Source organism: Micromonospora sp. NBRC 110009 (genome assembly GCF_030518795.1).
Classification (GTDB): domain Bacteria; phylum Actinomycetota; class Actinomycetes; order Mycobacteriales; family Micromonosporaceae; genus Micromonospora.
Map to the genome: position 1 here is coordinate 6,794,266 of NZ_CP130427.1, position 25,645 is coordinate 6,819,910.

Annotated in this window: 18 protein-coding genes and 1 pseudogene; 10 read left to right on the forward strand and 9 right to left on the reverse strand. The window is 70.2% G+C overall.

Going from position 1 to position 25,645, the window contains the following annotated elements; translation table 11 throughout:
* Positions 1-300 precede the first annotated feature (300 nt).
* The 4 genes from Q2K19_RS32070 to Q2K19_RS32085 are packed head-to-tail and all read right to left on the reverse strand — an operon-like array spanning position 301 to position 10,451.
* Entirely contained in the window at positions 301-3,753 is a 3,453-nt protein-coding gene (locus Q2K19_RS32070; protein WP_302766098.1) for a DUF5682 family protein, read from the reverse strand.
* Positions 3,737-4,852, reverse strand: coding sequence for an ATP-binding protein (locus tag Q2K19_RS32075; protein WP_302766099.1), 1,116 nt, complete (start codon positions 4,850-4,852; stop codon positions 3,737-3,739). The genes Q2K19_RS32070 and Q2K19_RS32075 overlap by 17 nt, the downstream gene beginning before the upstream one ends.
* On the reverse strand, positions 4,849-9,579 hold the full coding sequence (locus tag Q2K19_RS32080) for a hypothetical protein (protein WP_302766100.1): 4,731 nt from the start codon (positions 9,577-9,579) through the stop codon (positions 4,849-4,851). The genes Q2K19_RS32075 and Q2K19_RS32080 overlap by 4 nt, the downstream gene beginning before the upstream one ends.
* A complete protein-coding gene (locus Q2K19_RS32085) occupies positions 9,576-10,451 on the reverse strand; it encodes a DUF4132 domain-containing protein (protein ID WP_302766102.1) in 876 nt (291 codons plus the stop codon). Before Q2K19_RS32085 ends, Q2K19_RS32080 begins: the two co-directional genes overlap by 4 nt.
* A 528-nt stretch (positions 10,452-10,979) precedes the next feature.
* Between Q2K19_RS32085 and Q2K19_RS32090 the strand changes: the two genes are divergently transcribed.
* Complete coding sequence (locus Q2K19_RS32090; protein WP_302766104.1) at positions 10,980-11,171, forward strand: hypothetical protein; 192 nt, start codon at positions 10,980-10,982, stop codon at positions 11,169-11,171.
* Between the two features lie 176 nt (positions 11,172-11,347).
* A complete protein-coding gene (locus Q2K19_RS32095) occupies positions 11,348-11,605 on the forward strand; it encodes a DUF4190 domain-containing protein (protein ID WP_302766106.1) in 258 nt (85 codons plus the stop codon).
* A gap of 18 nt (positions 11,606-11,623) precedes the next feature.
* Here Q2K19_RS32095 and Q2K19_RS32100 read toward each other — a convergent pair whose 3' ends face one another.
* The 3 genes from Q2K19_RS32100 to Q2K19_RS32110 form a co-directional block, all read right to left on the reverse strand.
* The gene (locus Q2K19_RS32100; RefSeq protein WP_302766107.1) at positions 11,624-13,279 is read right to left on the reverse strand and encodes a hypothetical protein; all 1,656 of its coding nucleotides are present in this window, start codon (positions 13,277-13,279) and stop codon (positions 11,624-11,626) included.
* Positions 13,272-15,341, reverse strand: coding sequence for a hypothetical protein (locus tag Q2K19_RS32105; protein ID WP_302766109.1), 2,070 nt, complete (start codon positions 15,339-15,341; stop codon positions 13,272-13,274). The genes Q2K19_RS32100 and Q2K19_RS32105 overlap by 8 nt, the downstream gene beginning before the upstream one ends.
* Positions 15,342-16,092: 751 nt before the next feature.
* Positions 16,093-16,299, reverse strand: a complete 207-nt coding sequence (locus Q2K19_RS32110; protein ID WP_302766110.1) for a hypothetical protein — start codon at positions 16,297-16,299, stop codon at positions 16,093-16,095.
* A 313-nt stretch (positions 16,300-16,612) separates the two neighbouring features.
* On the opposite strand from Q2K19_RS32110, the gene Q2K19_RS32115 reads away from it, so the two are divergent.
* From Q2K19_RS32115 to Q2K19_RS32140, 6 genes and pseudogenes are all read left to right on the forward strand, one after another.
* Positions 16,613-17,080, forward strand: coding sequence for a hypothetical protein (locus Q2K19_RS32115; protein WP_302766111.1), 468 nt, complete (start codon positions 16,613-16,615; stop codon positions 17,078-17,080).
* 51 nt (positions 17,081-17,131) lie between these two features.
* The gene (locus Q2K19_RS32120) at positions 17,132-18,124 is read left to right on the forward strand and encodes an integrase core domain-containing protein (RefSeq protein WP_302766113.1); all 993 of its coding nucleotides are present in this window, start codon (positions 17,132-17,134) and stop codon (positions 18,122-18,124) included.
* Positions 18,125-18,836: 712 nt separating this feature from the next.
* Complete coding sequence (locus Q2K19_RS32125) at positions 18,837-19,223, forward strand: hypothetical protein (protein ID WP_302766114.1); 387 nt, start codon at positions 18,837-18,839, stop codon at positions 19,221-19,223.
* 491 nt (positions 19,224-19,714) lie between these two features.
* Positions 19,715-19,876: pseudogene (locus Q2K19_RS32130) on the forward strand ((2Fe-2S)-binding protein); the annotation flags it as partial.
* Positions 19,873-21,495 (forward strand): cytochrome bc1 complex cytochrome b subunit, encoded by a 1,623-nt coding sequence (gene qcrB / locus Q2K19_RS32135; RefSeq protein ID WP_302766115.1) that lies wholly within the window; start codon positions 19,873-19,875, stop codon positions 21,493-21,495. The pseudogene Q2K19_RS32130 and the gene qcrB, both read left to right, overlap by 4 nt.
* A gap of 727 nt (positions 21,496-22,222) precedes the next feature.
* Positions 22,223-22,657, forward strand: a complete 435-nt coding sequence (locus Q2K19_RS32140) for a hypothetical protein (protein ID WP_302766118.1) — start codon at positions 22,223-22,225, stop codon at positions 22,655-22,657.
* Positions 22,658-23,190: 533 nt separating this feature from the next.
* On the opposite strand, the gene Q2K19_RS32145 is transcribed toward Q2K19_RS32140, so the two are convergent.
* On the reverse strand, positions 23,191-23,610 hold the full coding sequence (locus tag Q2K19_RS32145; protein ID WP_302766119.1) for an ASCH domain-containing protein: 420 nt from the start codon (positions 23,608-23,610) through the stop codon (positions 23,191-23,193).
* A gap of 260 nt (positions 23,611-23,870) precedes the next feature.
* Between Q2K19_RS32145 and Q2K19_RS32150 the strand changes: the two genes are divergently transcribed.
* Both Q2K19_RS32150 and Q2K19_RS32155 read left to right on the forward strand, forming a co-directional pair.
* Positions 23,871-24,353 carry a hypothetical protein gene (locus Q2K19_RS32150; RefSeq protein ID WP_302766121.1) on the forward strand — a complete coding sequence of 161 codons (483 nt, stop codon included), beginning with the start codon at positions 23,871-23,873 and terminating at the stop codon, positions 24,351-24,353.
* Positions 24,354-24,478: 125 nt separating this feature from the next.
* Complete coding sequence (locus Q2K19_RS32155) at positions 24,479-25,051, forward strand: hypothetical protein (RefSeq protein WP_302766123.1); 573 nt, start codon at positions 24,479-24,481, stop codon at positions 25,049-25,051.
* Positions 25,052-25,216: 165 nt separating this feature from the next.
* Here the strand turns inward: Q2K19_RS32155 and Q2K19_RS32160 are convergent, their stop codons facing one another.
* Complete coding sequence (locus tag Q2K19_RS32160) at positions 25,217-25,624, reverse strand: hypothetical protein (RefSeq protein WP_302766125.1); 408 nt, start codon at positions 25,622-25,624, stop codon at positions 25,217-25,219.
* Between the last annotated feature and the right edge of the window lie 21 nt (positions 25,625-25,645).

Sequence of the window (25,645 nt, forward strand, 5' to 3'; positions counted from 1 at the left end):
GTCCGGCTGCGGCCGCGTGGTGTGGGTGCGTGGTCAGGACGGGTGCGGCGCTGAGCACCGCGGCCCGGTGCAGGCAGCGTGGTGCGAGCAGGCAGTTGCAGGCGGCTCGGTCCGCGGTGTCGACCGGCGTGGTGAGGGTGACGGTGACGTGGTCGTCGATGGCGATCGTCGCGCCGGAGTCGGACGTGGTGATTGTCCAGCTCGGCTGCTTCTCGAGAGCCTGGTCGAGCTTGGACCGCAGCCGGGTGGGGAGAGCGGCGACGGCGTCGGCGGTGACGTGTGGTGCGACGGCGGGCAGGCTCATCGGACCTGGTCTCCGATCCAGCGGGCGAGTTCGGTGGGACTCAGCGCGGCGATGGGCATCCCGGCGGCCACGAGTTGCCCGGCGACGGCGGTGCTGTAGCGGGGTTGGCCCCGGTCGTCGAGGCTGGCGCAGCCGAGCAGGGTGACGCCGTCGTCGGCGAGTGCCCGGACGGCGGCGAGTAGTCCGCCGATGGGATGTCCCTCTTCGAAGTCGCTGACGAGCACGACGAGGCTGCGGCTGGGGGTGGTGACGATCTGCCGGGCGTAGCGCAGGGCGGCGGCGATGTGGGTGCCGCCGCCGACGCTGATCTCCATCAGCAGGCTGAGCGGGTCGACGACCCGGTCGGTCAGGTCGACGACCTCGGTGGAGAAGGTGACGAAGTGGGTTCGCAGGGTCGTCACGCCGGCGAGGACGGACGCGGTCAGCGCCGCCCAGATCGTGGACGGTTCCATCGACCCGGATACATCGACGAGGAGGATGACCTGCCAGTCGACGCTGCGTCGACCGCGGCTGCGGAAGACGAACCGTTCGGGGCGGATCTGAGCCGCGCCGCGGGAGTCGATGTGTGCGGTGTGCAGGTTGGCATGGACGGTGGCCCCGAGGTCGAGGCGCCCGGCGGGTCGGCGGCTGCGTCGTGGTGTGGCAAGCCCGCTAAGTGCCGGTCTGATCTGTCTGGCCAACTGCTCGGTCAGCTCGGCGACGAGCCGGGCGACGAGTGGGCGCAGTCGGTGCAGCCGCGCCTCGGGCAGACCGCCGGCCAGGGCCAGGACGGTGTGCAGCAGTTCCACCGAGGGTCGGACGTTTTCGGGCGCGATGGTGAGGAGGGCGTCAGCGCGGCCGCGTTCGGCGGCGCGGGCGAGCACCTCGTCGCGTACTGCCGCGCCGAACAGCGCTTCGAGGTCGTCGGCCCAGTCACGCACTTGGGGATATGCGGGTTGCCGTCCGCCGCCAGGTCGGGCGGTGTGGGAGCCTTCTCCCCTGCCGCTGCCGTACAGCTCATCGAGGGCGGTAGCGAGCCGGCGGGCGTCCGGTGGCAGGTCGTCGGGGCGGCGGCCGAGCAGCAGCCGCCAGCGCTGCGCGGCGGGCAGCGTCTGCGGTCGGGAAGCCGGGCGGGGTTCTGCCGGGGACGGTGGTGGAGCCGACCACTCGGCGGTGTTGTCGCCTCTGCCCGCAGGCAGTCCGAGGGCGGTCAGGGCCTGCCGGCCGGACTGGTCGACGGCGAGCCAGTCGGCGAGCAGGCCCGGTGAGACGCTCACCGTCGTGTCGACGTCACCGATGCGGTGACGGACGGTGTCCAGAAGACGGTCCCGATCGGCGGGGCTCAACGCGTCGAAGCCGCCGCGCAGCGCGGGCAGCCGGCGGATGAAGTGGTCGTCGTCCCAGCCGTCTATGGTGTCCAGCAGCGGGGCCAGTGTGTCCCCGCCGGCCTCGAGCAGGGCGCCGGCGACGCTGAGCGCTCCGCGGAGTCGGTCGGTGCACTCGGCGGCGGACATCTCGGTCCAGGACGCCAGGGCCGCACCGAAGGCGTGGGGGTCGGCGAGGCCGAGTAGCACCTGGACGGCGTGGCCCGCTCCCCGCATCAGCGGTGATCCGTCGCGGGCGAGGCGGCTGACGGCGTCGCCGAGCCGCAGCAGGTGGCCGCTGTCGTCGGCGTGCCGGACGAGGTCGAGCAGGGCGCGGGCGTCCCCCGGGTCGGTGGATCCGGCGAGCCCGTCGACGGCGCGGACTGCTGCGGCGTGCAGGTGGGTCAGGTGCTCGTCGAGGCCGGCCGGTGGTGACGGGGTGGCGGGGATGTGCCCGCGTTGCAGCCGCTGGAGCAGTTGGCTGGCGGTGGCGAGTTCGGCGAGGGTGGCGGTGCCGGTCACGGCGGTGTGCAGGTCGGCGAGGCGGACGTTGACGGCGTCGGGCAGGCCGCAGGCGGCGGCGCGCGCGAGCCCGGTGACAGCTTGTGCGGCGGTGGGGCCGCCGTCGGCCACCTCTCGGCGGCGCCGGGTGTTCAGCATGCCGGCGGCGGCTTGGGCGAGGGTGACGCCGTGTGGGCTGGCGGCGGCGAGGGCGGCCTCGGTGCCGGGCTGCCAGTGCAGCCGCCAGCGGGTGGTGAGGGTGTCGGCCGTGGTGGTCTCGGCGGGCTCGGCGTAGGGCACCTGGCAGGCCCGCAGTCGCTGCAGGGTGGTCTCTCGTCGCCGGCCGAGCGGGGTACGCAGTGGATCAAGGCGAACGGTGCGGGGCGGGTCACCGGGGCCGGGCAGGCGCAACTGCTGCAGCAGAGCCGTGGTCGCGGGCGTCAGCCCGCAGACGGGTGTGTCCGGGCAGGGTTGACCGCGGTTCTGTCCGATCAGGGTGTGCTGCATGGCGGCGGCGACCGCTCGGCCGCGGCCGACCGGCTCGCCTTGGGCGAGGACGGTCTGCAACGCTTCGATGAGTTCACCGCGTCCGGCGGTGGGCAGGTTCCGCAGCCGGGCTAGATCGTGGGCGAGCCGGGTGATTTCGGCGGCCTCCGCCGGTCCCGTGGGGTGTCCCTGGTCCCGCAGGTGCCGGGTGATCTCGACGGTAAAGCCGCGCAGGCGGGCGGCCAGCGCGGTGGGGTCGGCGTGAGCCTCGTGGACAGCCTGCTGCCAGCGAGGATCGCGGATCCCGGCGGGATAGCCCGACCGCGCGTCGAGCAGGTCGAACGAGTAGGGCACCAGCGAGATGACCGGGGCTCGCCGTGGCGGCTCGGCATCGGGTGTCGGTGGTGTGGTGGGCGATGGCTGACCGGGTGTGGTCAGGGCGGGGGCGTGGAAGGCGCCGACGACGACGGCGAGGCGGCCGGGGGTTTCCGTGATGCGCTGTCGCATCCATGCCTCGCGCCGCTGGTCAAGGGCGCCGATTCCGCCGGCGGCGGCATCGGTACGCAGCGCCCAGCCGACCGCCAGCGCCGATCGGCGTACCGCCTCGGGCGGTGAGCCGGGGGCCGCGGCCTCGACCCAGCGGTCCCACAGGTCGTCTCCCGTCCGGCCGGTGAGGGCGGCCCGCACGGTGTCGGCGTAGCCGCTCGCCCGGGGGCCGACGGCCGGGCGTTCCTGCCAGGCCGGGTCGGTCAGCGGCAGGTCGCAGCAGTGGGCCGGCACGCCTCGGTGTTGCGCCCAGCGCAGCGCGGCCAACTCGGGGGAGAAGTCGGCGAACGGGTAGAACGCCAGCGGTCCGCCCTCGTCGCCGTCGGCGGCGGCGAGCGCGACCGGGGCCTGGGTGTCGGGGTGCGCCAGCCAGGTCAGCCACGGCTGCATGTCGGCGGGCAACTCGACCAGCACCGCCTCCGGGGCGGCCGCGTCCAACAGTGCGGGGATTGCGGCGGCGAGCACTGGCGAGTGGTGCCGCACTCCGATCAGGGTGATGCGGCCGGTGTCGGTGAGACGTGTGACGGCGGCGCGCGGGTCGTCAGCCTTGATGTCGTCAGTCACGGAGGACATCGCGCTGTTCCCACAGCTGCCGCCACATCCGGCCGCCGGCCTCGGCGCGGCGGCGCAGGGCGCCGTCCCAGTACGCCAACAGCCGCGCGTGGTCGGCCGGGTCGTCCTTGCGCACGACGCCCACCAGGTGCCCGGGGAGCCGGGACAGCGGGTCCGGGCCGGGCAGATACGCGGTGGACAGGCCGATCGACGCGGCGACGGCGACCGCCTCGGCGGTGCTCATGATCGAGGACGGGCGCTCCACCTCCCAGCCCTCGACGGTGCTGCCGGTGCGCAGGTCACGGAAGGCGGTCACCAGTGTTTCCAGCACCGCCTCGTCCACCGTGTACGCGGCGCCGACCCGTTGGACGGTGGCGCGGGCCTGTCGGGTGACGAGGGCGACCTCGGCGTCGAAGTCGGCGATCGGCGGGACCACCTCGAAGTTGAACCGCCGTTTCAACGCCGCGGACATCTCGGACACGCCGCGGTCCCGCAGGTTCGCCGTGGCGATGACGCAGAAGCCGGGAGCGGCGTAGGCGACGGGGTCGTCGGCGAGTTCGGGCAGGACCAACCGACGGTCGGACAGGATCGACACCAGCGCGTCCTGCACCTCGGGCAGGCAGCGGGTGATCTCCTCGACCCGGGCGACGGCGCCGGTGGTCATGGCGGTGAGCACCGGTGAGGGCACCAGCGCCTCCCGGGATGGCCCCTTGGCCAGCAGGAGGGCGTAGTTCCAGCCGTAGCGCAGCTGTTCCTCGGTGGTGCCGGCCGTACCCTGCACGGCCAAGGCACTTGTGCCGCAGATCGCCGCGGCGAGCAGCTCGGACAGCATCGACTTGGCAGTGCCCGGTTCACCGACGAGCAGCAGGCCCCGCTCACCGGCCAGGGTCACCACACACCGCTCGATTAGGGCCCGCTCCCCCACGAACTTCGGCGCGATGGTGACCTGACGGCCGTCGGGGCCCGGCACGGGGCGGCCGGCGGAGCCGGCGATGAACGTGACCACGGCATGAGGGGTCAGCCGCCAGCCGGGCGGGCGGGAACCACGGTCGGCGGCAGCCAGGAACGCCAGCTCGTCGGCGTACAGGTGCTCCGGCGGGTCGATCTGTCGGGTGTTCACGCCTTCTCCTGCAGGTCGAGGTAGCGGGGGTTGTCGCCGGCGGTCACGCGATCCCAGGCTGCCCGGAAGAGCTCCGGCGTGGTGCGGGTGACGAGGGTCAGTCCGTTGAGGAACAGGTACAGCGGCTGCTTCCAGGTCTCCATGGGCGGGTTGGGGGTCTTCGCCGCGAGCCAGCCGCCGGGCAGGAAGACGCCACGGCCGGCCCGTTCCCGCTTGCCCGCCAGCACCAGGCCGGAGTCGAGAAGAGCCGCCTGGGCCTGCTTGAGGGTGGCGGGCTTCCAGGCGTTCCAGGTCCGCACGTTGACGTCGGTGGGGTTGGGCAGGGCCAGCAGCTGCAGGTAGTAGCTGGCCGAGTCACGGTCGAGGCCGGTGTGAACTGCGACGGCGTCGACCAGCTCGGGTGTGCTGACCCGCGGGTCGCGGTGTTCGCCGCCGGCGCCGTCGGGGGTGGACAGCGCGGCGGTGATGTCCGGTGAGAGCACCAGCCGCAGCGTGTCCGCGACCGGTCCGGAGATGAAGCTGACCGCCGGGTCGTGCGGTCCGCTGAGGCGGGCCGGGGCGAGATGGTGCACGATCGTGTCCCGGAAGGCGTGCCCGGGCACCAGCGCCGGCCCCACCTGGGGTGGCTCGTCCACCTCGTGTCGCCCGGCGCCGATCAGCAGCCGTGGGTTGCGCAACCGTTCCCGCAGCAGCTCCAGAGCCCGAGGCAGAGTGTCGCGCATCGGGACACCCCACGGCAGCTCGTAGGCCAGCCACAGCAGCGCCACCATGCACCCGTAGAGGTGGTTGCCGTCGAACGGCGTTCCGCTGCTGGCGGTGGTCTCCAATCGGCCCCAGTCGCCGGGGTGGCTCTCCCCGTCGGTGGTCAACCAGCTTCCGGGTGCCGGATCGGCGATCGTCTGCAGGATGTCGGCCGCTTGGGTCGTGGGCAGGATGCGGGTGGCGGCGGCGAGCAGTTGCTCGCTGATGACGACGCGGGCGCCGCGCAGTGCCAGCCAGGCGGTCGCGAGGCTGTCGACGTCCAGGCCCCGCCGCCACAGATCGGCCGGGTCACGCGGCATCGCCGCGTCCACCAGCGCGATCCGCTGCCCGTACGACAGGGACTTCAATGCGTCGCGGGCCGCGCGCGCCTGCGTGGTGTTCACCCCGAGGACGCGCCGCTGTTCGGCGGTGAGGAATTTCGCCTGCCACTCGTCTATGCCGGGAAGACCGGCCAGCAGCAGGGCGGCCTCCGCCCGCGTCATGCCGGTGCGCTGCACCAGGTCGTCGACGCGTTCCGCCCGCCAGGGGACCGGGCCGTGCTCGGCGAGCAGCCGGCAGAACGCCGCGATGCGATCTGCGCCGCGCCAGCCCGCCGCGACGGTCTCCGCCTCGACGGTGGCGCCGGAGGGCGGCGCGAACCGCCCGTCCGGGGACAACTGCACGGCCGTACGCCGCCACTGCTTGCCCTGCCAGGCGTACCAGGTGGGGCCGCGCTCCGGCAGCAGCACCGTGACCTGGCCACCGTCGCGCTGGACGGTCCTCTGACCCTCCGGAGGTGCCTCGTCCCAGCTCGCGGTGAGCACCCGCACGGCCTGCGCCGGGTCGGACAGGACGGTACCGGCCAGGGTGGACAGCAACTGCGTCAGAGCGGCCCGCTCCTGCTCGTCGGTGACCGGTGCGGCGGCGCGGACGGCCAGGGCGCCAAGGCCGCCGAGGGCGTCCACCCACGTCGGGCTGGCTTCCGGTACGTCGTCGACCGTCCCGGCCGTGAGAAGGTCGGCGACCGCGGTGACCTGCCGGAGAACATCGCGCCGTGTCTGGGCGTTGCCCGAGTAGTAGGTGAACCTTTCCGCCGGCAGCAGCCCCGACCAGGCGGTGCGCAGCAGGTCATCGGCGACGGTCTCGACCGTGGTCTCCTCGACTCGGTCGGTCGCCAACAGCTGTGGCAGCCCCTCCAGCCGCCGGCGCAGGCGTACCGCGCGAACCACCTTCTCCGCCACGACGGTACGCAGGACCGGGTCGCTCACCTCCGTCAGCACCTCGGTGACGATGGCCAGCGCGACCGCGTTGATCTCGGTGGACTTCGTGACGGAGTCGTCGATCGCCATCAGCCGGGCCGCGTCGGCGGCGTCGAAACGCCGCAGGCGGGCCGAGCCCCGCCCGTCGCGCGGACCCAGCGCGTGCCACCAGGCCAGCGGCGGCAGGTACCGGGATGTCCTGCAACGGTCCACCGGCTCGCGGCCGTCGGCGCTCCACACCGTCAGCTCCAACTCGGCCCGGTGATGAGGCCGCCCGGTCACCGGAAGCACCACGTCGGTGCCCGGCAGCTGGAGCCCCGCCACGAGGGCGTCACCGTGGAACGGGTTGCGGCTGGCCCGGACCGCGGTCGGATGCCAGGACACCCGCCGCCCGTCAACCCCCTCCCCCACCTGCGTGCCGTCCGACAGCCGGGCCACCCGCCACCCGACCAGCCCGTCGCGCCAGCCGAGCGGCGACGAGGCGAACTCTGCCGGTGCCGGCCGCAACTCACACAGGTCAGCGAGGAGGGTAGCGTCGGGGGGCAGGTCGGCGGCGAAGAACGCGGGCAGGCTGTAGCGGCCGCCCTCGCCCGTCGCCGGGTCGTACTCCCGCCAGCGCCGCTCACCGGCCGTCGAGTCGGTGGGCCGTTCGCAGCGCCAGAACGAGACGCCGTCACTCGCGACCGGATACGTCGCGGCCGGGCCGCGGGTGTCCCCGGCGTGCCAGGGCCGACCGCCCGTGGTCATCGCGCCGTCGGGCAGCGGCAACGGCAGGGACCGCCGGCCCCACAGGGCGTGGTCCGTCGGTTGGTCGTGCTCAACCAGCACGTCCGGGTCGGCGGACCAGTAGCCGACAAGCCGGCCACTGGTGCTGTACCAGGTGACCCGGAGCTGCCCGTCGACCAGCCGACAGGTGGTGTCGGCGTAGGAGTTGCGCGCGTGCGGGCTGTCCGAAGGCGGATAACGGAAGAGGTGTTCGCTGGTCGGAGCGTTGACGTCGACGACGTGCGCCGTCCGGTTGTCCTGCACCACCAGCTGCGGCCAACCGTCGCCGAAGCGTCGGCCGAGCTTGTCCTCGGCCACCTGCTCGTAGGCCGGCCAGGACAGCTCCGCGACCAGGCCGGCGCGCAACGACCGGGCGAGCACCGCAGGCACGTCGACCGTCGCCAAGGCCGCGAACGCCTCCGGTGCCAACGCCACACCGGCGGGCGACCACACGGCCGCGAGCTGGGACAGTGCCTCGTCCAAGCCGATCAGGGTACCCTCCGGCACCCGGGCAGCCCGTTCGACGAGCAGCTCGGACAGCACCTCGCGCAGGCCGGCCGCTCCCAGCGTCTCGGTGACCAGCTGCGCCGGCAGTGGCCCCGATCCGTGCCTGCTGTGCAGCCCCGACAGCGCGTCGGCCGCCCCACGCGCCAGCAGCACCCGACATCCGGGGTCGGTGGCCACGGCCCGCAGGTCTCGCCGGCCGGGACCGTCGTCCTGCACCCAGGCGGACACGTTGAACGCACTGCTGTCTGTCTCCACCGCCACCGGCACCCCGCCGGCCAGGCAGACGTCGAGAACGTCCAGGTCGGCCCGGTGGGCGAAGTCGCTCCACAACCTCACCGGCCGGCCCTCCGCCCGCAGCCGCGGCACCAGGTCCGCCATCACACGGATGAGCCGCTCACAACGGCGTCGGCTGCGCCGTTCCCGCAGCGCCATCAGCCGCTCCAGCCATCGCGCCGCGGACACCGTGGCCGCCTCGTCCCGCAGCAGATCGAGCGTGCCGGTCGCCGTCAGTAGCTCCAGCCAGAAGTCGGTGACATCCGCCGACCAGCCCGGCGGCTCGGGGAACATCTCCACCAACCGGGTACGCACCGCCGGGTCCCGCCTGGCCAGCCGCATCAGGGGTTTGCGGTACGCCTTCCACACCGGCTCGCTCGAGCGAGCCATCGCGGGGAACGCCAGCAGCTGCCGGATCACCGCTTCGGCCTGCTCCTCGACGTCCACGCCGGCCGCCTTCGCCAGCCGCCGCAGGTCCTCGGCCATTCCCGCGTACGGCGGCAACCCACCAGCGACGCGACGAATGGCAAGGGTCCGCACCAGCTCGTACGCCTCAAGCGCCGGCCGCCGTGCCGCAACCGCGCGGGAGTACTCGGTCAGCATCTTCGCCGTCAGCGCGCCGGCGAAGGCGAACTCCAGATGCACCTCCCGCAGCCGCTCCTCGTCAACTGCGAGCCCGTGCATCTGTTCGGCCCGCCGGGCCTCGGCGAAGCAGCCGCCGGCCATCCGCGGGTTGTCGGCGGCGAGGAACGCGCGCCCGGCCTGCTCCCAGAACGTCGGCAGGAAATGCGGCGCCGCCGCGCCCAGCCGAGTGGCCAGTTGCTGGTAGCCCTCGCGGGCGTTGCCCGGCTTGGAGACGGCGGTGCGGGCCAGCCGCGCCATGTCCTTCACCATCGCCAACGCGTGCCGGCCGTTCCCCGGATCGTTGATCAACGCCCATGCAGGGAACCCGAGCGACTGCCGCCGGGCGGTGCCCACCCCAGTGGGTTCGGCGGTACGGCTGAAGCCGAGGAACTCCATCGACAGGTCCTCGGCCTCGCCCAGCGTCGCCCCGGCCAGGCGGACCACGGTCCGACCGGTGAGCGCCGGATGGCTGTAGCGGCGGGCGGTCACCACGTCACGTCCGGCCTGCGCCTCACCGCCAGGCAGGATCGCCCCCGCCTCCACCAGTGCCTCACTCACGCTTGCTCACCGTCCTCGTCGACAACCCGGCCGGCGTACAGAGCTGCCGCCATCCGCATTCCTTCCGACCACGCCACCGGCCCCACAGCCGCCAATGCCACCGCCTCCCCCGACGCGTCGGTGAAATAGAGTGGGCCGGTCTCGGTCTCGTACAGCGGATCGCCCTCACCGATCCACACCGACGCGACCATCGGAACGCCGTCCTCCCACATCCGCACCGACGCGGCGCCACCCTGCACGCGGTAGCCCGCCGACGTCGCCCGCGCCTGCACGTGGCGCAACTCCTTGTAGCGACCGCCGGCGTACCGGGACAGCTCCCGTCGCCGTTCGTCGTCTGATTCCGGCCGCGCCCACACCTCCCGGAACAGCTGCAACGTCTCCTGCCGCACCCCGAGGTCCGCGGCGAACTCCCGCAGATCCGCCAAGTCGGGCAGGCGAACCGGGTGCGGCAGCACCACCTGCGCGGCGGTGAGCCGGCCACTTTCGCCGTCCAGGTCCACCACACCCAGGCCCTTCTCCGGGTCCGGGTCACGCAGCAACCCCGCGCGGTCGGTGTCCCATCGCCCCGCGTCGTCGATCGGCACGACGACCACGTCACGCAGCGGTGTCCGCCACGCCTCGTCGGCCCACACCTCGCAGATCACTGTGGTCGGCACGGGCAGGCACCGCACCATCCACTGCTCAACCTCCCGCCTGCAGGAGATGTCGTGCCGCTTCAACCACTCCGAGAGCTGCCGCAAGCCGACCACCACGTCGGCATCACGCAACGCCTTCGGTAGGCTTTTGAGCTGCCTGCCCTGACGGTTACGCGCGATGACCTTCCCGCGGTCCAGGCTCACCTCGTAGTCGGCATCGGCCGCCAGCCAGCCCATGTTGATCTCCTCCCGCCGGGCAGTGAGCGGGATTCTGCCATCCGCGACCGACACTCGAGATCGCCGTCCGCCGGGGTGCGCAGCCGCGATTCGCGTGCGCGCAGGTCACCGTCTCCGATGGCGGTGACGCCACCTTCTACGGATACATGCCTGCAGAGCATCTCGACAGTCTGACGACCAGCCGCTTCTCCCTGGCCGGGTGCTCGATTACGCCCGACGCACTGGCGCGGTGGTGATCTATCGGACTGCCCCACCATGATGACCAAGACGGCGCCGAGGACCCACCGCCCCGCTCCCCGCCCCGACGGCGCGGGCAGGGCGCCGGGGTAGGGCGGGGGTGTGGGCGGAGGCTCACGCCTGCATCGTGTCGCCCCTGTCAAGAGCCGCCGTCAGGCCACCGAATCGATCGGGACGCTCGCCCGGGCACGGAGTTCGCGGAACCCGGCTCGCCCTGAAAGGCGGCATCGACGCCTACTGGCGGCGGATGAAGCCGACCGTGGCCACCGGCGGTGCCGGGCGAAGCAGCTGATGCTCCGCAGCCGGCTCGGGCCGGGCGCGGAGACCGCCCGCCGGGTGGCCCTCGCCTGGGCGACCCTGTCCGCCGCCGCGCACCACCACTGCTACGAGCTAGCCCCGACGGTGGCGGAGCTGCGTCGCCTGCACACCGAGGTGAGCGCACTGCTCACCCGCCTCAACGGAAGAACGGAACCCGGACGATGACCTACCCGCAGCCTGGCCACGACCCCTACCGTCCGCAGCCGCCGGTCTCTGGCGTCCCGGGACCGTACCCCGCCGGCGGCAGGCCTTTCCCGCCCGTACCCGCCGGTCCTACCAGCCCACCGGCTACCCGCAGGCGGCGCAGCAGGTGGTCGGGGCGGCCGCCGCTCACCTCCGGCATGGCGACGGCGTCGATGGTGCTCGGGATCCTCGGCGTGCTCGGCGGTTGGTGCCTGTTCGGGCTGCCGTGCATCCTCGCCGTCGTTCTCGGCCATCTCGCCCTCGCGGAGACTCGGGACGGCAGGAGGTCCGACCACGGCATGGCGGTCGCCGGACTGGTCGTGGGCTACGTGTTCGTCGGCCCGATGATCGCCTTCACGATCATGGTGTTCTTCGGCGGCGCCGTCGGCGCGGCAACCCCGACAACCATGCCCTGATGTCCGCACCGGCTGGGATCACATCAAGGTGGTCGAGTTGTTGAGGCGATACTCCATCCACGCCACCGAGACTTCCACGCCGCCCGGTAGCGCGTATCGGCCCAGTTCCACGCGCCAGGCATCCTCCAGGTTGGTGGATATCCGGGGGCCGATGACGTCGGGTCTGGTGTCCGCGAATTGACGGAGGATACGGCGGGAAAGAGTGATCTTCCCTCGCCCGCGCAGCGTCGACTCGCCGACATCCCGGCACACCAGGTAGTCGAGATTCGGCTGGTCCCCGATCTCCTTCGCTCCCCCGCCGGCGGGAGCTAGGCCCGTCACCGCGAGTGCGTCCATGAAGGCGATCAGGGGTGCGGCAAGACCGTCGTCGGTGCCGGCGGCCCGCCAAGAGAACCAGAGTGGAATGCGGTCATTCCCCTCGTGTCGAACGAGCATGGTCGGCCCGGTGAGGGCCTGATAGTCTCCTGCGCGGTCAGTCAGGCCGGTGAGCTTGTCAAGGCCGGGCTTGCCATTGCCGTTTCCCGTCACCAGCGGCAGGATCTCGGGAAGCAAATCCTGGGGAGCACTGGTCCGGCCCTCCATGTCGTCCCCGCCCGCCGATCGGACACGACGGCGCAGGTCGCTCTCGAACTCCTGGGTTCCTCCGGGTGGGAGCCGGTTGACGGCGAGTTGCAGGTGGATGAAGGCGAGGTCGTCCAGCGAGATGATCGAGCAGGCCAGCACGCCCAGTTCGGGGAACTCGCGAAGGTAGGACATGATTGCGCTGGTCGATCCGACGCGGGCGGGTCCGACGAAGGTGATGGGCAGGGAACACCGCGGTTCCGCGTCGTCCCATCGGGCCCGGGCCGCGTACTGCTCGGCCCTCGACCGGTCGTGCGGGCGGACCAGATACCAGTTGCCTTGCCGGTGGCCCGGCCGGATGTCGGCCCGCCAGAACCCGTAACCGCGTTTGCCGGCGAACTCCGCGAACGCCTCGGAGAGCTTGAGGCGCCGTTCGGCGCCGGCACGTCGGAGCGCCATGGCGAAACGCACCGCGACGACGGACGGTACCGGCCATTCCGCGTCGTCGGGCCGAGCGGGCAGCTGAACCGGGCCCTGCACGGACAGCAGAGGTGCCTTGTGCTCGGCGGCGATCCTCGATACCTCCGCGATCAACTCGGCGATCGCCCGGCTCTGGAAGCTCGACCACCGGGTGGTCTTCTCCTGGATCAGGATGAGGCCCTCGAACTTCTGCCCCGACTCGTAGATGAAGGTCGGGTTGGGCCATGCGGTGCCCTGGAAGACCCACGAGTCGGACGACCGGTCATCGACTCTGAGTGCCACCGGAAGATCGCTGCCCCGGCGCCGACGCTGCATGCCCTGCGGAAGTGCGCCGACGTACGTCCCGATGACCAGCCCGACCCCGTGCGCGGCGGCGGAGAGGGTCTCGCGCGGAGTCTGGCCCGGTGGTGGCGGCGCTTCGCGGCTGCCGTTCGCCACGCCATGGTCGGGTTGCGGTAGCCGAGACCGGCCGGCAGCAACCCGGTCGTCGAACAGGTCACGGAGGTAGCCGCCCCGGTCCAGGACGTGGTGCACCTCGAAGTTCACCTGCATTAGGGACTGCCTCGCCATCAGAAATCCGGCTCGGGCGAGATCGGCCAGCGCGGCGGGGGAGGCTTCTTCTTCGTCACTCATGATGCCATCCAGTCGATTGGAAAACGGCGTCCGTCGGCACTGGCTTGGCGGCCGGCGTAAGAAGCCATCTCGGAGCGGACAGGCGGGCGGGTGCGAGGTCGCGGTGCTTGGCAAGGCGCCGGTGCAGGATTGCCGCCGCCAGAAGCGGAAGCGCCGTCGTCAGGGCGAGCATCCCGCCCAGCGCGGAGCCGTGGACGTCGGTGGCGATGACGGCGGAGGCTCCCACGGCCGACGCGATGGACAGGTGCGCCAAGCGCCGGGACTGTCGCCGAAGGTGCCCGAGAATCGTGTGTCGCATCGGGAGGTCGAGCCTCGTGTAGAGGAATCCGGGCACCAGCAGCAGTACCGCGACCACCGCGTCCGCGTTCGAGGAACCGTTGGCAGAACGGCCGTAGGGCCACGGACTTCCCGCGAGCAGAGCGCCGACCAGGTAGATCGTGGTGGCCACGGCGAGCGCGAAGGCGATGACGCTGCCTGGGCGCACCCCGGTCGCGTCTCGCAGGGTCAGCGTGCAGGTCACGGAGGTGTGTTCGCCGTCGGACGATCGGGGTGAGGTGCGCCGCCAGTAGGCGTGCGCCCGGCTGCTCGCCTGGTCGTTCTCCACCGAGAAGTCGGAACCGAGCTGCTGTGCTTCGATCTCGTCGGCCGCCTGATCGAGATTGTCGGCGGTCAGGGTGGGGTTGGTCAGCAGAGGCGCCTCGATCCTGTCCTGCTCGTTGACCAGCGACTCAGCCGACAGGTAGAGGTCCGCCAACCGGCTGCTGCCCCGAAGCGCACCGTCCGTCATCTCCAGCCCGGCCTGGCTGGCGTCCCATCGCCGGGATCGGAGAAGTTCGGAGAGGCGACCCAGCGCTGACTGCAGTTCGAGTTCCAGCAGGCGGGCCTCGGTCTGCCGCCGCGGCTTGTGCCTGCGTTGCCGGTCGGCGAGGGCGCGCAGATCCGCGGTCAGCTCCGTCGCGTTCGCCTCGTCCACGTCGGTCACGAGAGACATCGCCTCGATATGGACGCCGGGCTCGGTTTCGGCGACCACGTGGTAAGAGCGCAGGCTCGCGGGGATCCGCGCCAGGTACTGGATGCGGTAACGGGCCGAAGTCGAGCGAAACCAGACGCTGGCGCGGTCGGCGGCGCGGCCCTGCTCTCTCAGATGTACCGGCGCGTCGTAGCTCAGCAGGTGGTCGTCCTTGGCCAGGTCGAGGGCGGTGACCAGGAGGTAGTTGTTGAGGGCCACGTCGAGCAGGTCCGCGTACGACTCGAGCTGCGGCCCGTACTGGCGCAGCACGGACACGACGAGTTCTCGGCAGTCGTGGGCTTCGGAGGCGCTGGCTGCCGGGGGCCGAAGGATGCGGTGCTCGTCCTGCTCGACGTCACCCAACGGCCTGCTGCGATCGGTCAAGAGCGCGAGCAGGGCGGCCTGGAGCAGCCATCGGGCCTGTTCCTCGCGGAGCAGCCGGCTCACGTTGGACGGTTGGCGCGACTCCGGCCGGCTGGACAGGATGCCCTTCAACAGTCGGTACAGACCCGACGCGAGCAGTCGGGACGTCTCGTACTGGGTCAGGCGGGGAAGTTTGTTCCCGGCCGCGTCAACGACGTCGATCGGCGAGACGCTCAACCTCGAGATGCGCGTCACCGGTACCCAGATGGTGGGCGTGGCGGATTGCTCCTGTTCCGGGTCCCGGGCGCTGCGGCTGCTGAGGCGCTGGAACAGGTGGCTGGCCTCCCGCTGGCTCGGGTCCAGCAGGCTCAACCGGACGTCCACCTCGGTGGTCCTGCTCGCCACGCCGTGCTCGACGAAGGAAAGCCGTTCGGTGAGCCGGCGAATGTGGTTCTGCCGCAACGCCATGTCGAGGAAGGCGAGACCTACGGCGGCCCCCTCGCGGGACAACGGGGGCGGCGCCCCCGGCACCGGCACGGTCCGGATCGCCTGCTCGAGTGACGGCATACGCGGTGACTGGACCGCCTCGGGACCCACGCCCTCGGTGTCGCCGCGCTGCGCTGGGATACGGGACATCGACCCGGCCGTTGCGACCAGCTCCGATATCTTCCTGGTGCGAATGATCTCCATCCGTCCTCCCTGCTGACGTCCGGGCCACCCCGTGCCAACCAACACCGAATCCATGGCGAAATGACCCCGACTCGACCTGGAGCTTTCACTCGGATATTGGCGGTCCTGGTTGGGCGGCCAGCCAAAGGTACGTTCAGTGTCAGTTCGTGGCCGCGCTGTTACACTCCGCTGAACGGCGTGCAATAAATGCGCTGTGGGTAGCGGGAGTCGACTCACTGGGCGTCGAGGTCGACCGCCCCGCTCACCGCGCCAGACACCCGTCCGACCCGGCTGGCCACCGCACCAGGACCGGGCCGCATGGCTGCTCCGCGTCAACCGGCTGCATGGGCAAGAAGGAGACTGGGCGGCAGCCACCGGGTTCGCGGACGCATTCCAGGGCGGTTGCTGGCAGGAACGCACCAGCGTCTACCGTATTTCCCGCTGGGAAACGGCGGCGGTACGTGTTCCGTTCCTGGCCGTAGGGCGCTACGAGCAGTTGCTCGACCTTCCTGACGGCAGTCTCGTTGCACTTCTTGACACCATTTACCGGCACTTCGCACCGGATGTCAGCGCTTCTCCCCTGCTAGCCAGAGGTGCAAATTCGCACGCCGCCGAAAAGCTGGCGCGCATTGAGCAACTGCTGGAGCTCATCCTCTCCGACAGCATCGTGACCGGGTCGGAATGGGACGAGCTGACCGCACAGCTGGCCGCGGCCCCACGCCAGGTCATCACGCCACATTCGGCCTGGCGCGAGATGGCGCAGCGACTGCTGTCAGAGATGATCATCGCCGACGGGCTGGCATGGATGCAGCGTCACGAAGCGTTCGATCGGCTCCTGGCTCACCCCGTCGGCCAACAGGCCGCCATCGCCGCCTGCGCCGACCTCGCGGCCGACCGGACGGGTCAGGTCTTCGTCGAGACGGTGAGCATCCTCGACGGCAGCTCCCATCCGGACGCGAGCCGGCACCTGCTCGCGCAACTCGCCAACCCCACCAACGACCGGGCTCAGTACGGAGCCCTGCTCGGCTGTGTCCGGAAGCTGCGGTACGGACACTTCACCAGACCGCAGCTACAGCGGCTCCTACCGGTCGTCCAAGACCTGGTGCTCGACCCTGCCACCTACGAGAGGGGCGCAGCCGCTCGCCGCCGAGCTGCTATGGCGGCTGCCAACGGACTCCGCACGGTTCACGACGCAACTCTGCCGGGCGCGGACCCTCGGCCCGGCCCAGCCGGCGCTGGAGGCCGGGCGCCCTGCCGACGAGGACGCAGCCCGGGTACTGGTCACCCGGCTCGTGGGCGCGACGTTGGCTCGGACACCGTTCGCGGTGCCCAATTTCCACGACCGACTGCTCCCGGCGTTGTTGGACGAGATGCTGTTCAGCCCGGTCTTCGACGTCCGGATGTACGCCGCGATGCTGCTCTCCGGCACGCCGTATCGTCAGCCTCTCGCCGCGGCGCTCGCCTCCGAGCTGGCCATCAGCGCCGCCAGCGGCCCGACGGAAGAGGCGCTGACCGTCATCGAGGCGCTCCGGATCGTCGGTACGTCGGAGCAGCGCCCCATGATCGAACGATTGACCACAGCAACCGGGCTCCCTTCGGTCATCGCCCTCGCCGCCACTCAGACGATCGGGCACATCGGTGGCCGCAGCAGCGATCACTACTGGAGACAGGCGATAGAGCACCACACCTACCGGTGGCGACAGAGCCGGAGCAACACCCACGCGACCTGTGCGGCTCGAATATTCGGTTCGGTCGTCTGAAGTGCGGTTCTGTGCGAGCTCAAGTCTGGCGCAGCCGGCATGTTCGTCGGCATGAGCGCGTCGTTGCCGTACCTGCTGCTTCGCCTGATCCTGCAGATGTTGTCCCAGATCGCCTCCGACGGTGAGGCGAAGGATGTGGAGATCCTGGTGCTCCGCCATCAGGTGGCGGTGCTGCGCCGACAGGTGACCCGCCCCGATCTGCAACCGGCCGACCGGGTGGTGCTGGCGGCGCTGTCGCGGCTGCTGCCCCGCCCGCGCTGGTCGGCCTTCTTCGTCACCCCGGCCACGCTGCTGCGGTGGCATCGTGAACTCGTCACCCGGCGGTGGACGTACCCGCATGCCCGGCCGGGCCGGCCGCCGGTCGACAAACAGGTCCGTGACCTGGTGCTGCGGCTTGCGGCGGAGAACCCGACCTGGGGGCACCGCCGGATCCAGGGTGAACTGACCGGCCTGGGCTACCGGGTCGCGGCCAGCACGGTGTGGAAGATCCTGCACAACGCCGGCGTCAACCCGGCACCCCGGCGATCCGGACCCACCTGGGAGCAGTTCCTGACCGCCCAGGCCCACACGATCCTGGCATGTGACTTCTTCACCGTCGACACCGTGGCGCTCAAGCGGATCTACGTGCTGTTCTTCGTCGAGATCGCCACCCGCCAAGTCCACGTGGTTGGGGTGACCGCCCATCCAACTGGTGATTGGGTGGCCCAGCAGGCACGGAATCTACTGATGGACCTCGACCAGCGCGCAGGGGGGCTGCGGTTCCTGCTCCGCGATCGAGACACGAAGTTCACGGCCGTCTTCGACGCGGTGTTCACCGCGGACGGCATCGAGGTGATCAAGACCCCGCCGCAGGCACCCCGCGCAAACGCCTTCGCCGAGCGGTGGGTGGGCACCGTACGCCGGGAGTGCACCGATCGAATGCTCATCGTCAGCGAGCGCCACCTCACTGCCGTGCTCGCTGAGTACACCCGCCACTACAACGGCCATCGACCACACCAAATCGCTGGATCAGCGGCCACCGAAACCTGCGCCGCATGCCGTTGACCTCAACGCCGCTCGGGTCCACCGGCGACCAATCCTCGGCGGGCTGATCAACGAGTATTCGCAGGCAGCGTAGCCGAACCGACTTTACGAGCCCCACAAGTTCCCGGCCCGCAGCGACCGGTCCCAGTCCCGAATGAACCCGGCCCAGGTCCGGGACAGTCCGACGGTGAGCTTCTGAAGATCGAGGAGTGGCATGACAACCTGCCCGAGTCAAGGAGTCCAACAGCGGCGTGCTAGACCGGGCATCCATGCCAAGCAATGAGAAGAGGGTTCCCGCAAGTCGCTGACCTGCGGAAACCCTCTCGCTGTCGGGACGGCCGGATTTGAACCGACGACCCCTTGACCCCCAGGCAACCAACACAGCTCGCCGACCTGCGCTGTCATGGGCATCTACCTGCGGCAACCGTCCACGATCGTCCGTGGGCGTCCGCCGTCGCTCGTACCCGTCGTCACCCAGATAGTCACTCAGGCGTTGCCGGGACTGGAAATCCCTCATTCCTCAAAGGGCGCCGCGACGTCATTGAGGACCCTGACGGCAAGCTCCGGCGCGGGCCGGCAGGCGGCGTCCAGCTCGACGCCCCGGACCCCAATGGCACCATCATCAATCGTCAGGCGTCGGGACCACGACGGACGTATGGATCGTGCTCGCGCCTCGCGGTCTGTTGGTCGTGAGCCTTGTCGTGAGATGCTTAACAGGCGAAGGGGGCGGCAGGTGGATCGACAGAAGTTGCGCCGGGTCGCCGATGGGCTTCCGTTGGTCGGTGTGTCGCTTGGGTTGGGTCGGTACCTCATCGACGAGAGGCTTCTCGGTCATGATGGCGGTGGCCTGGCCGCTGTCGGTGTCGAGTTCGTCGGGTTGCTGGTCATCAGTTGGGTGCTGCGCAAGGTGTCCGGGATGACGTGGCGCGAGGCACTGTGGCTGCGGCGAGAGCCTCCGCCGTGGAGCCGGTTGCCACCGAGTATGGCGTTGGTCAACGAGTTGGCCCAGGCGGGGAAGAAAATCCAGGCCATCAAGATGTACCGCGAGCTGACCGGCGCGAGTCTGGTGGCGGGCAAGGAAGCCGTGGAGGCCATGATCGTCCGCCACAGCCTTCCGTGAGCCGGCACCGCGAATCGAACATGCTCCGCTGATCGCGCTCGTCCACGCCGTTGGCCGTTCGGCGGTAGGCCTCCCCAGTAGGGCAGGGTCCTAGGCGCCCGCGCTCATGATCCGCATCGTGTCAGCTACTGAACGGGCTCCAGAGGGAGCCCTAGCGGGATCACGCTAGCGACACACGGTTTAGGAAGGCAGTAGCGCTTGAGCTGACGCACCCGACCTGACCTGGGGCGGGCCTAGATCGAGGCAGTGTCCGCTGCTTGATCATTCCGTGCATAGTCCGGATCTTGGGAACTGCAGAACCGGAAGGCGTCGCTTGCCCTATACGGGCGTTTCGCCCGCGCACCTGACCGTAATGCGGCAGTCTGGGGCAACGTGCAGGTAGGCAACGCCGAGGTGAAGTAGTTGGGCCGCCGGGTCAATGGATGGTCGGCTGTGGCGTCGGGCGTGGGGGTCTTCGCGCTGGGGGATGCTGCTGACTGGTTCTTTCACGGCATCGGTCGCAGTTCCTCATCACCGACAACGCCAAGCCGATCTTTGGCCCGGCGAACCGGCCGCTGCCGCAGCTGCCGATCGAGGTGGACGCGGAGGGCTTCTTCGTGGCGAAGTCGGACTACATCGAAACCGTCGGCCCCGACTTCTGGGAGCGGCCATGAAGCGCCGAAAGTTTGACATGGCAGCGGTGCCGGGCAAGACCGCCGGGGCGCTGGACGACCGGTTCCAGGCGGCCACGCCGCTGCGCGCGCTGCTGAACAAGGTCTTCCCGGACCACTGGTCCTTCCTGCTGGGCGAGATCGCGCTCTTCTCGTTCATCGTCCTGGTGCTGACCGGTGTCTTCCTGACCTTCTTCTTCGAGCCGGCGATGACCGAGGTGGTCTACGACGGCAGCTACGCCCCGCTGCGGGGCACCCCGATGTCGGCCGCGTACGCCTCCAGCCTGGACCTGTCGTTCGACGTCCGGGGCGGGCTGATCATGCGGCAGATGCACCACTGGGCGGCCCTGCTGTTCATGGCCTCGATTGTGGTGCACATGCTGCGGGTCTTCTTCACCGGCGCGTTCCGCAAGCCGCGGGAGACCAACTGGATCATCGGCTCGCTGCTGTTCTGGGTCGGCTTCCTCGCCGGCTTCACCGGCTACTCCCTGCCGGACGACGGCCTCTCCGGCACCGGTCTGCGGATCGCCTCCGGCATCATCCTGTCGATCCCGGTGATCGGCTCCTGGGTCAGCTCGTCGATCTTCGGTGGCGAGTTCCCGGGCACCATCATCATCAGCCGGTTCTTCATCGTCCACGTGCTGCTGATCCCGGCGCTGCTGGTGGCGCTGATCAGCGTCCACCTGGGCCTGCTCTTCAAGCAGAAGCACACCCAGTGGCCCGGCCCCGGCCGGACCAACGAGAACGTGGTCGGCGAGCGGTTCTTCCCGCGCTACGCGCTCAAGCAGGGCGGCTTCTTCATGGTCGTCTTCGGCGTGATCGCGCTCTTCGGCGGTCTGTTCCAGATCAACCCGATCTGGTTGTTCGGCCCGTACGAGGCGTGGGTGGTCTCGTTCGCCAGCCAACCCGACTGGTACGTCATGTTCCTCGACGGCTCGACAAGACTCATGCCGGCCTGGGAGATCAGCATTCCGATCGGCAACGGGTACGTCATCCCGCCGATCTTCTGGCCGACGGTCGTTCTGCCGGGCATCCTGATCGCGATCTCGCTGTTCTACCCGTTTTTGGAGGCGCGGCACCTCAAGGACTACCGGCACCACAACCTGCTCCAACGGCCCCGGGACGTTCCCGCCCGGACCGCCGCGGGCTCGATGGCCGTGGCGTTCTTCCTCGTGCTGACCCTCTCGGGCGCCAACGACGTCATCGCCGACAAGTTCCACGTCAGCCTGAACGCGATGACCTGGGCGGGCCGGGTCGGTCTGCTGATCGTCCCGCCGCTGGCCTACTACGTCGCGTACCGGATCTGCCTGGGCCTGCAGCAGCACGACCGGGAGGTGCTGGCCCACGGCGTGGAGACCGGCATCATCAAGCGGCTGCCGGACGGCCGGTTCGTGGAGGTTCACCAGCCGCTCACCGCGGCCCACGACGGGCACGGCGAGCTGGACTACGTCGGCTGGGTCGTGCCCAAGAAGATGAACCGGCTCGGTGCCCTCGGCCCGGCCATCCGGGGCTTCTTCTACCCGATCGAGAAGCCGGCCGAGGCACCGGTCTCGCCGGGGCACCCGCCGGTCGAACCCCGCCCAGAGCGGAAGGAGGTCACCAGCGGCGAGAGCCGCCGCTGACCCGCCCGACACATCTGACCGTGGCGCCGTGGTGGCCCGACGGCGCAGCTCCATGCCCGCGGACGTCTTCGTGCCCGCCGGTCCCGCTCCGGCGTCCCGCCGCCCCCCTGACACGGACGCTCCGGCCCGGCGCAGGACCTCGCTCTCGGCGTCGGCCCGCTCGCCGCCGGCATGGGCCGCGGCATCGCCAGCCTCGTCGGCCTCGCCGGACTTGCTGCCGTCCTCGACGACCTACCTCTACTGAGTCCCCGGCCCTCGGCGACCGATGAGGACATCGCGTTGAGTTGAAGCGGAACTTAGGCTGCCTCTCCCCTGACCTGCGGCAACCTGGTCGGCGCACTGGTGATGCCCGCTCCTGGGCTCGCGTCGTTGATGGCTGGTCGCCGACGTTTCACAGTGTCTTGCGCCCCGTTTGTGCCCCGGCACTCAACGGCCCAGCGGCGGCCCGGACGGCCCGTTGGCGGCCTAGTTGATCCCTCGCTTGCAAGGCGGTTCCAGCAGAAGTCGCATCGTCCGCTGACGTCCACTGGGTCCGGACCGGAGGCGAGATCCGTACGAGCATGTCCGGCCACGGCCGTCACCGTTGATGTCAGCCACGGATGTCAAGTCGCTGCTCAAGTCCTCAGCCTGATGGCCCCTTCTGTCCTTTTGCCGACAGCGGGCAGTAGCCTCGAACAGCCGAACGGGTAATGGGCGTCCATTCCTGCGGCCAGTCACACTCGTGCCCGTGAAGCACCGAGCTCCCCCGCCGCCCGGCCTCCTCTCGAAAGCCAAACGCCACCCGGCGAAGGTCATCGCGGCCACCTTCGCGGTGCTGCTGGGACTCTACTTCTGCGGGAACCTCCTCGGCGACGACCAGCGGAAAACCACCCCGTCGGTGAGCGCAAGCGCCGGCCACATCGCCGCCATTCCCTTCAGCTCCGCCCCGACCTCGGCCGGTCCGTCGTCGACGCCGAACACTACGGCGAAGCCCACCCCGAGGCCGACGCGCAGCAGCCCTCAGTCGACGATGAAGCACACCACGCGCCCGTCCAGCCGCAACGGTGTGCACCCGGGGGCATCCTGCAAGGCGGCCGGCGCGATGGGACGCACCAGCACAGGGAAGCTGATGATGTGCAAGCGCTCGGCCGGGGACAATCGGCTGCGGTGGCGGCCTGCCTGACCGCCGGGCCCGGCTCCGGCTGCGGCATCCCAGAAACGTGTCGGTCTCCTCGCCGAGCAGCAGAGGCCCGTCGTACACCGGCAGGCCCAGCCGCGGCCGCACCAACCCTACCAAGGTTTCGACCTGCTCCTTACGAGTCGGTCCCGCAGCGCTGGGCTGAGGCCGTCAGCAGGTTCGCCACGAGCCCTTGGCGGGTGCCGGCCTACCTGGGCACGTCGCCGCCTACCGGCGCCCGCAACCGGAGAGCCAGCCGCCGTCAGTCCTACGTCAACGACCTCGGCGACTCCCGCCCCCCTGATCGCCGTCACCTACAACGTCAGCCATCGCGTGCCGCGGTCCTAAGCCCGGCGGTGACCGACGCATTACGAGTCGGTGGCCGGACGCTGGTCCGCCGGCTGGTCCTCCTACTCGACCTGATACCCCGGTCCGTGATTGTCCGCTGCTGTTCGCCGGTTTGGCTGCTCGCTTGGCTGCTCGGCAAGCCCCGGAGGCTTCCCGGTGACGTGAGTCGGAAAGACCGCGAGCCAGTCGGATCAAACGGTGTGCACCAGCCGGAAACGCTCGGCCAGCACCAGGGTGTCGTCGTTGACGGTGAAGCCGGGATCGCCCAGCTCCGCGCGCACTTCCTCGCTCTGCCAGAACGCCTCGTGCCCGGCCCGCCACTGCGCCACAGACTCATCTCCCTCGCCCTCATCGAGGGCGTGTTGCAGATCGACATCGGCGAGCCGGACCACACGCACCTCGGTCAGCTCGATCACCCCGACGCGCCGGCCCTCCGAGTCCACCACCGCCGATCGCTGGCCGACCTGAGGCAGCGGCTCGTTCGCGCACTCGTATCCGAGCACAAGGCTGGAGGTCGAGGACTTCGCGCCGGACAGGATGGCGGCCACCAGCTTGTCTCGCAGCGGCCCGGGGTACGCGAACTCCGCCAGGGGAAGATCATCGAGATTCATGCGGGGAGGGTAAGTGGACCGGCGAGCCGCCACTGACTGATATCTCGCTTACAAGGCGTCTTCGGCAAGAGTCGTAGGCGTCCGCTGACGTCCACTGGGTTCGGGCCGGAGGGGAGAGCCGTACGCAAGCGTCCGGCCTCGGCCGTCACCGTTGATGTCAAGGACTGATGTCACGTTGCCCCGCGGCCATCGCTCGGCCGACCGAGGGCCGGCCACGGTAGCTCTCACGCCTGGTGATCGGCAGGCCGTAGCCTTCGACCATGCCGCCGTGCCTTGACGTGTATGTATGGGTCCCCGGCTGCGAGCCGGATGTGTTCAGGGCCTTTGTCGACCGGTACGTCGACGTCGATGACCCCGGCGATGAGCGGCTGCATTCGTTCATGCGGACCTACATCACGGGATCGCCCCACAGCGGGGATGCAGAAGCACTCCAGGACCTCGACCGAAGCGCAGACGCTGGTAGCGGCTTCTCGCTGTACATCCGAGCTCGCAACCACTACCAGGCCATCATCACGGTCACCAGGGACGGCGCCAGCGTCTTGGGTCTAAGCCTCGACGACCCCGACAACTCCGCACAGACGCTTGAGCAGGCGACCGATCTCCTCGGCCGTCTCCGGCAGGAGTTCTCGTCCCCTGCCGGTGTCGCGGGCGTCGAACTGCCACCAGCGCAATCCAGAGAGGAGTGGAACGACGACGCCCTGGTGCAGCTGCGCGTCGGGGAGCTGCCCGAGGACATGCGGTAGACCGTGCGACGACCCCCGTAGAGGGGAGCCGGGTACATGTTGTCGACGAATGAGGTTCCGCGCCGAACAGTGGCAGCGAACAGCTCCGGACCGCCGCCTGTTGACGGACCTCGACAGTCGTCGTCGTGGCTTTCGCTGCCTCCTGGCTGCCTCAGCGCCGGTTGCTGGCGGCGCGGGTGAATCATGAACGGGTGGTCAAGGGAACCAGGAAGCGGTCGCGGCCGTCGCGTGCCAGGCGCGGACTGACGCCGGGACCGTCCGGGCTGCCCCTACCGCCGGCAGAGCCCGTGTGGCGGCTCCAGCTAGCGATGTACGGCTGGCTCGCGTTCACGGTGCTCGCCGGGATCGGCTTCTGCATTGGTGCGGGCATCGTCGTCCGCGACGAGGTCGCGCTCGATCTCGATCACCGCCATACGGTCGGACGCGTGATCGACGTGCACACCTCTATCCGAGGGCCAGGCTCGGTGCGGGTCAGCTATCTGGCCGACGGGCGGCAGGTTGAGGCGACAGTCGAGCAGCCCTGGATCGGCCGCGACGCCGACATCGACGATGAGGTGCGCATCGAATACCTGGCGTCGGACCCCATGGTCGCCCGCCGCGCCGGCGCACATGACCTCGTGGGGGTCGTCGTGGCATTTGGCGTCCCGGCTCTCTTTGCAATCGCGTCCACGCTGCTGCGCCGCCGTTATGCGGCCTAGCGCCCGCCTCAACGGATCGCCGACGTCTCGCTTACAAGGCGCTATCGGCAAAGCCGCAACGTCCGCTGACGTCCAATGGGTTCGGCTCAGAGCCGATAGCCGTCCACCCTCGTCCGGCTTCAGCCGCCACCGTCGATGTCAGCCACGGATGTCAAGCCCAGCCCCTCAGGTCCCCAAAAACGGTCCCGGGCACCCCGGTTGGTTGCCGGCCCAACCGATGCCCCCGGGCGGCTGCTTCCACTCGGTGGCACGCCTCTTCGACAGGCCAGGCCATCGCTTACGCGCGGCCTGCCGACTGGCGCCTACCGCCGCGCCAAGCTCGGGATAGCCGGCACCGTGCTGCACCGCTTCCTCAGCACTGGCGGACACGAGGTCAGCGAGAAGGCGACGCATCTGCTCACCTGCCGCCATCCGCGCAAGGTGAGTCCGCATCGTCTCCGCGGAGCTTGGCTCCTGGGCAGCGCCGGCCCGGGCATCCACATCGGAGTTGTGCAGCCGCTGCGCCCAGTCAGCGGCAACCGCACCCAGTTCCCGCCGAAGTTCCCGTCGCTCGTCCGACGTCAGCTCCCGCATGATCGGCTCCCTTGTCAGTGG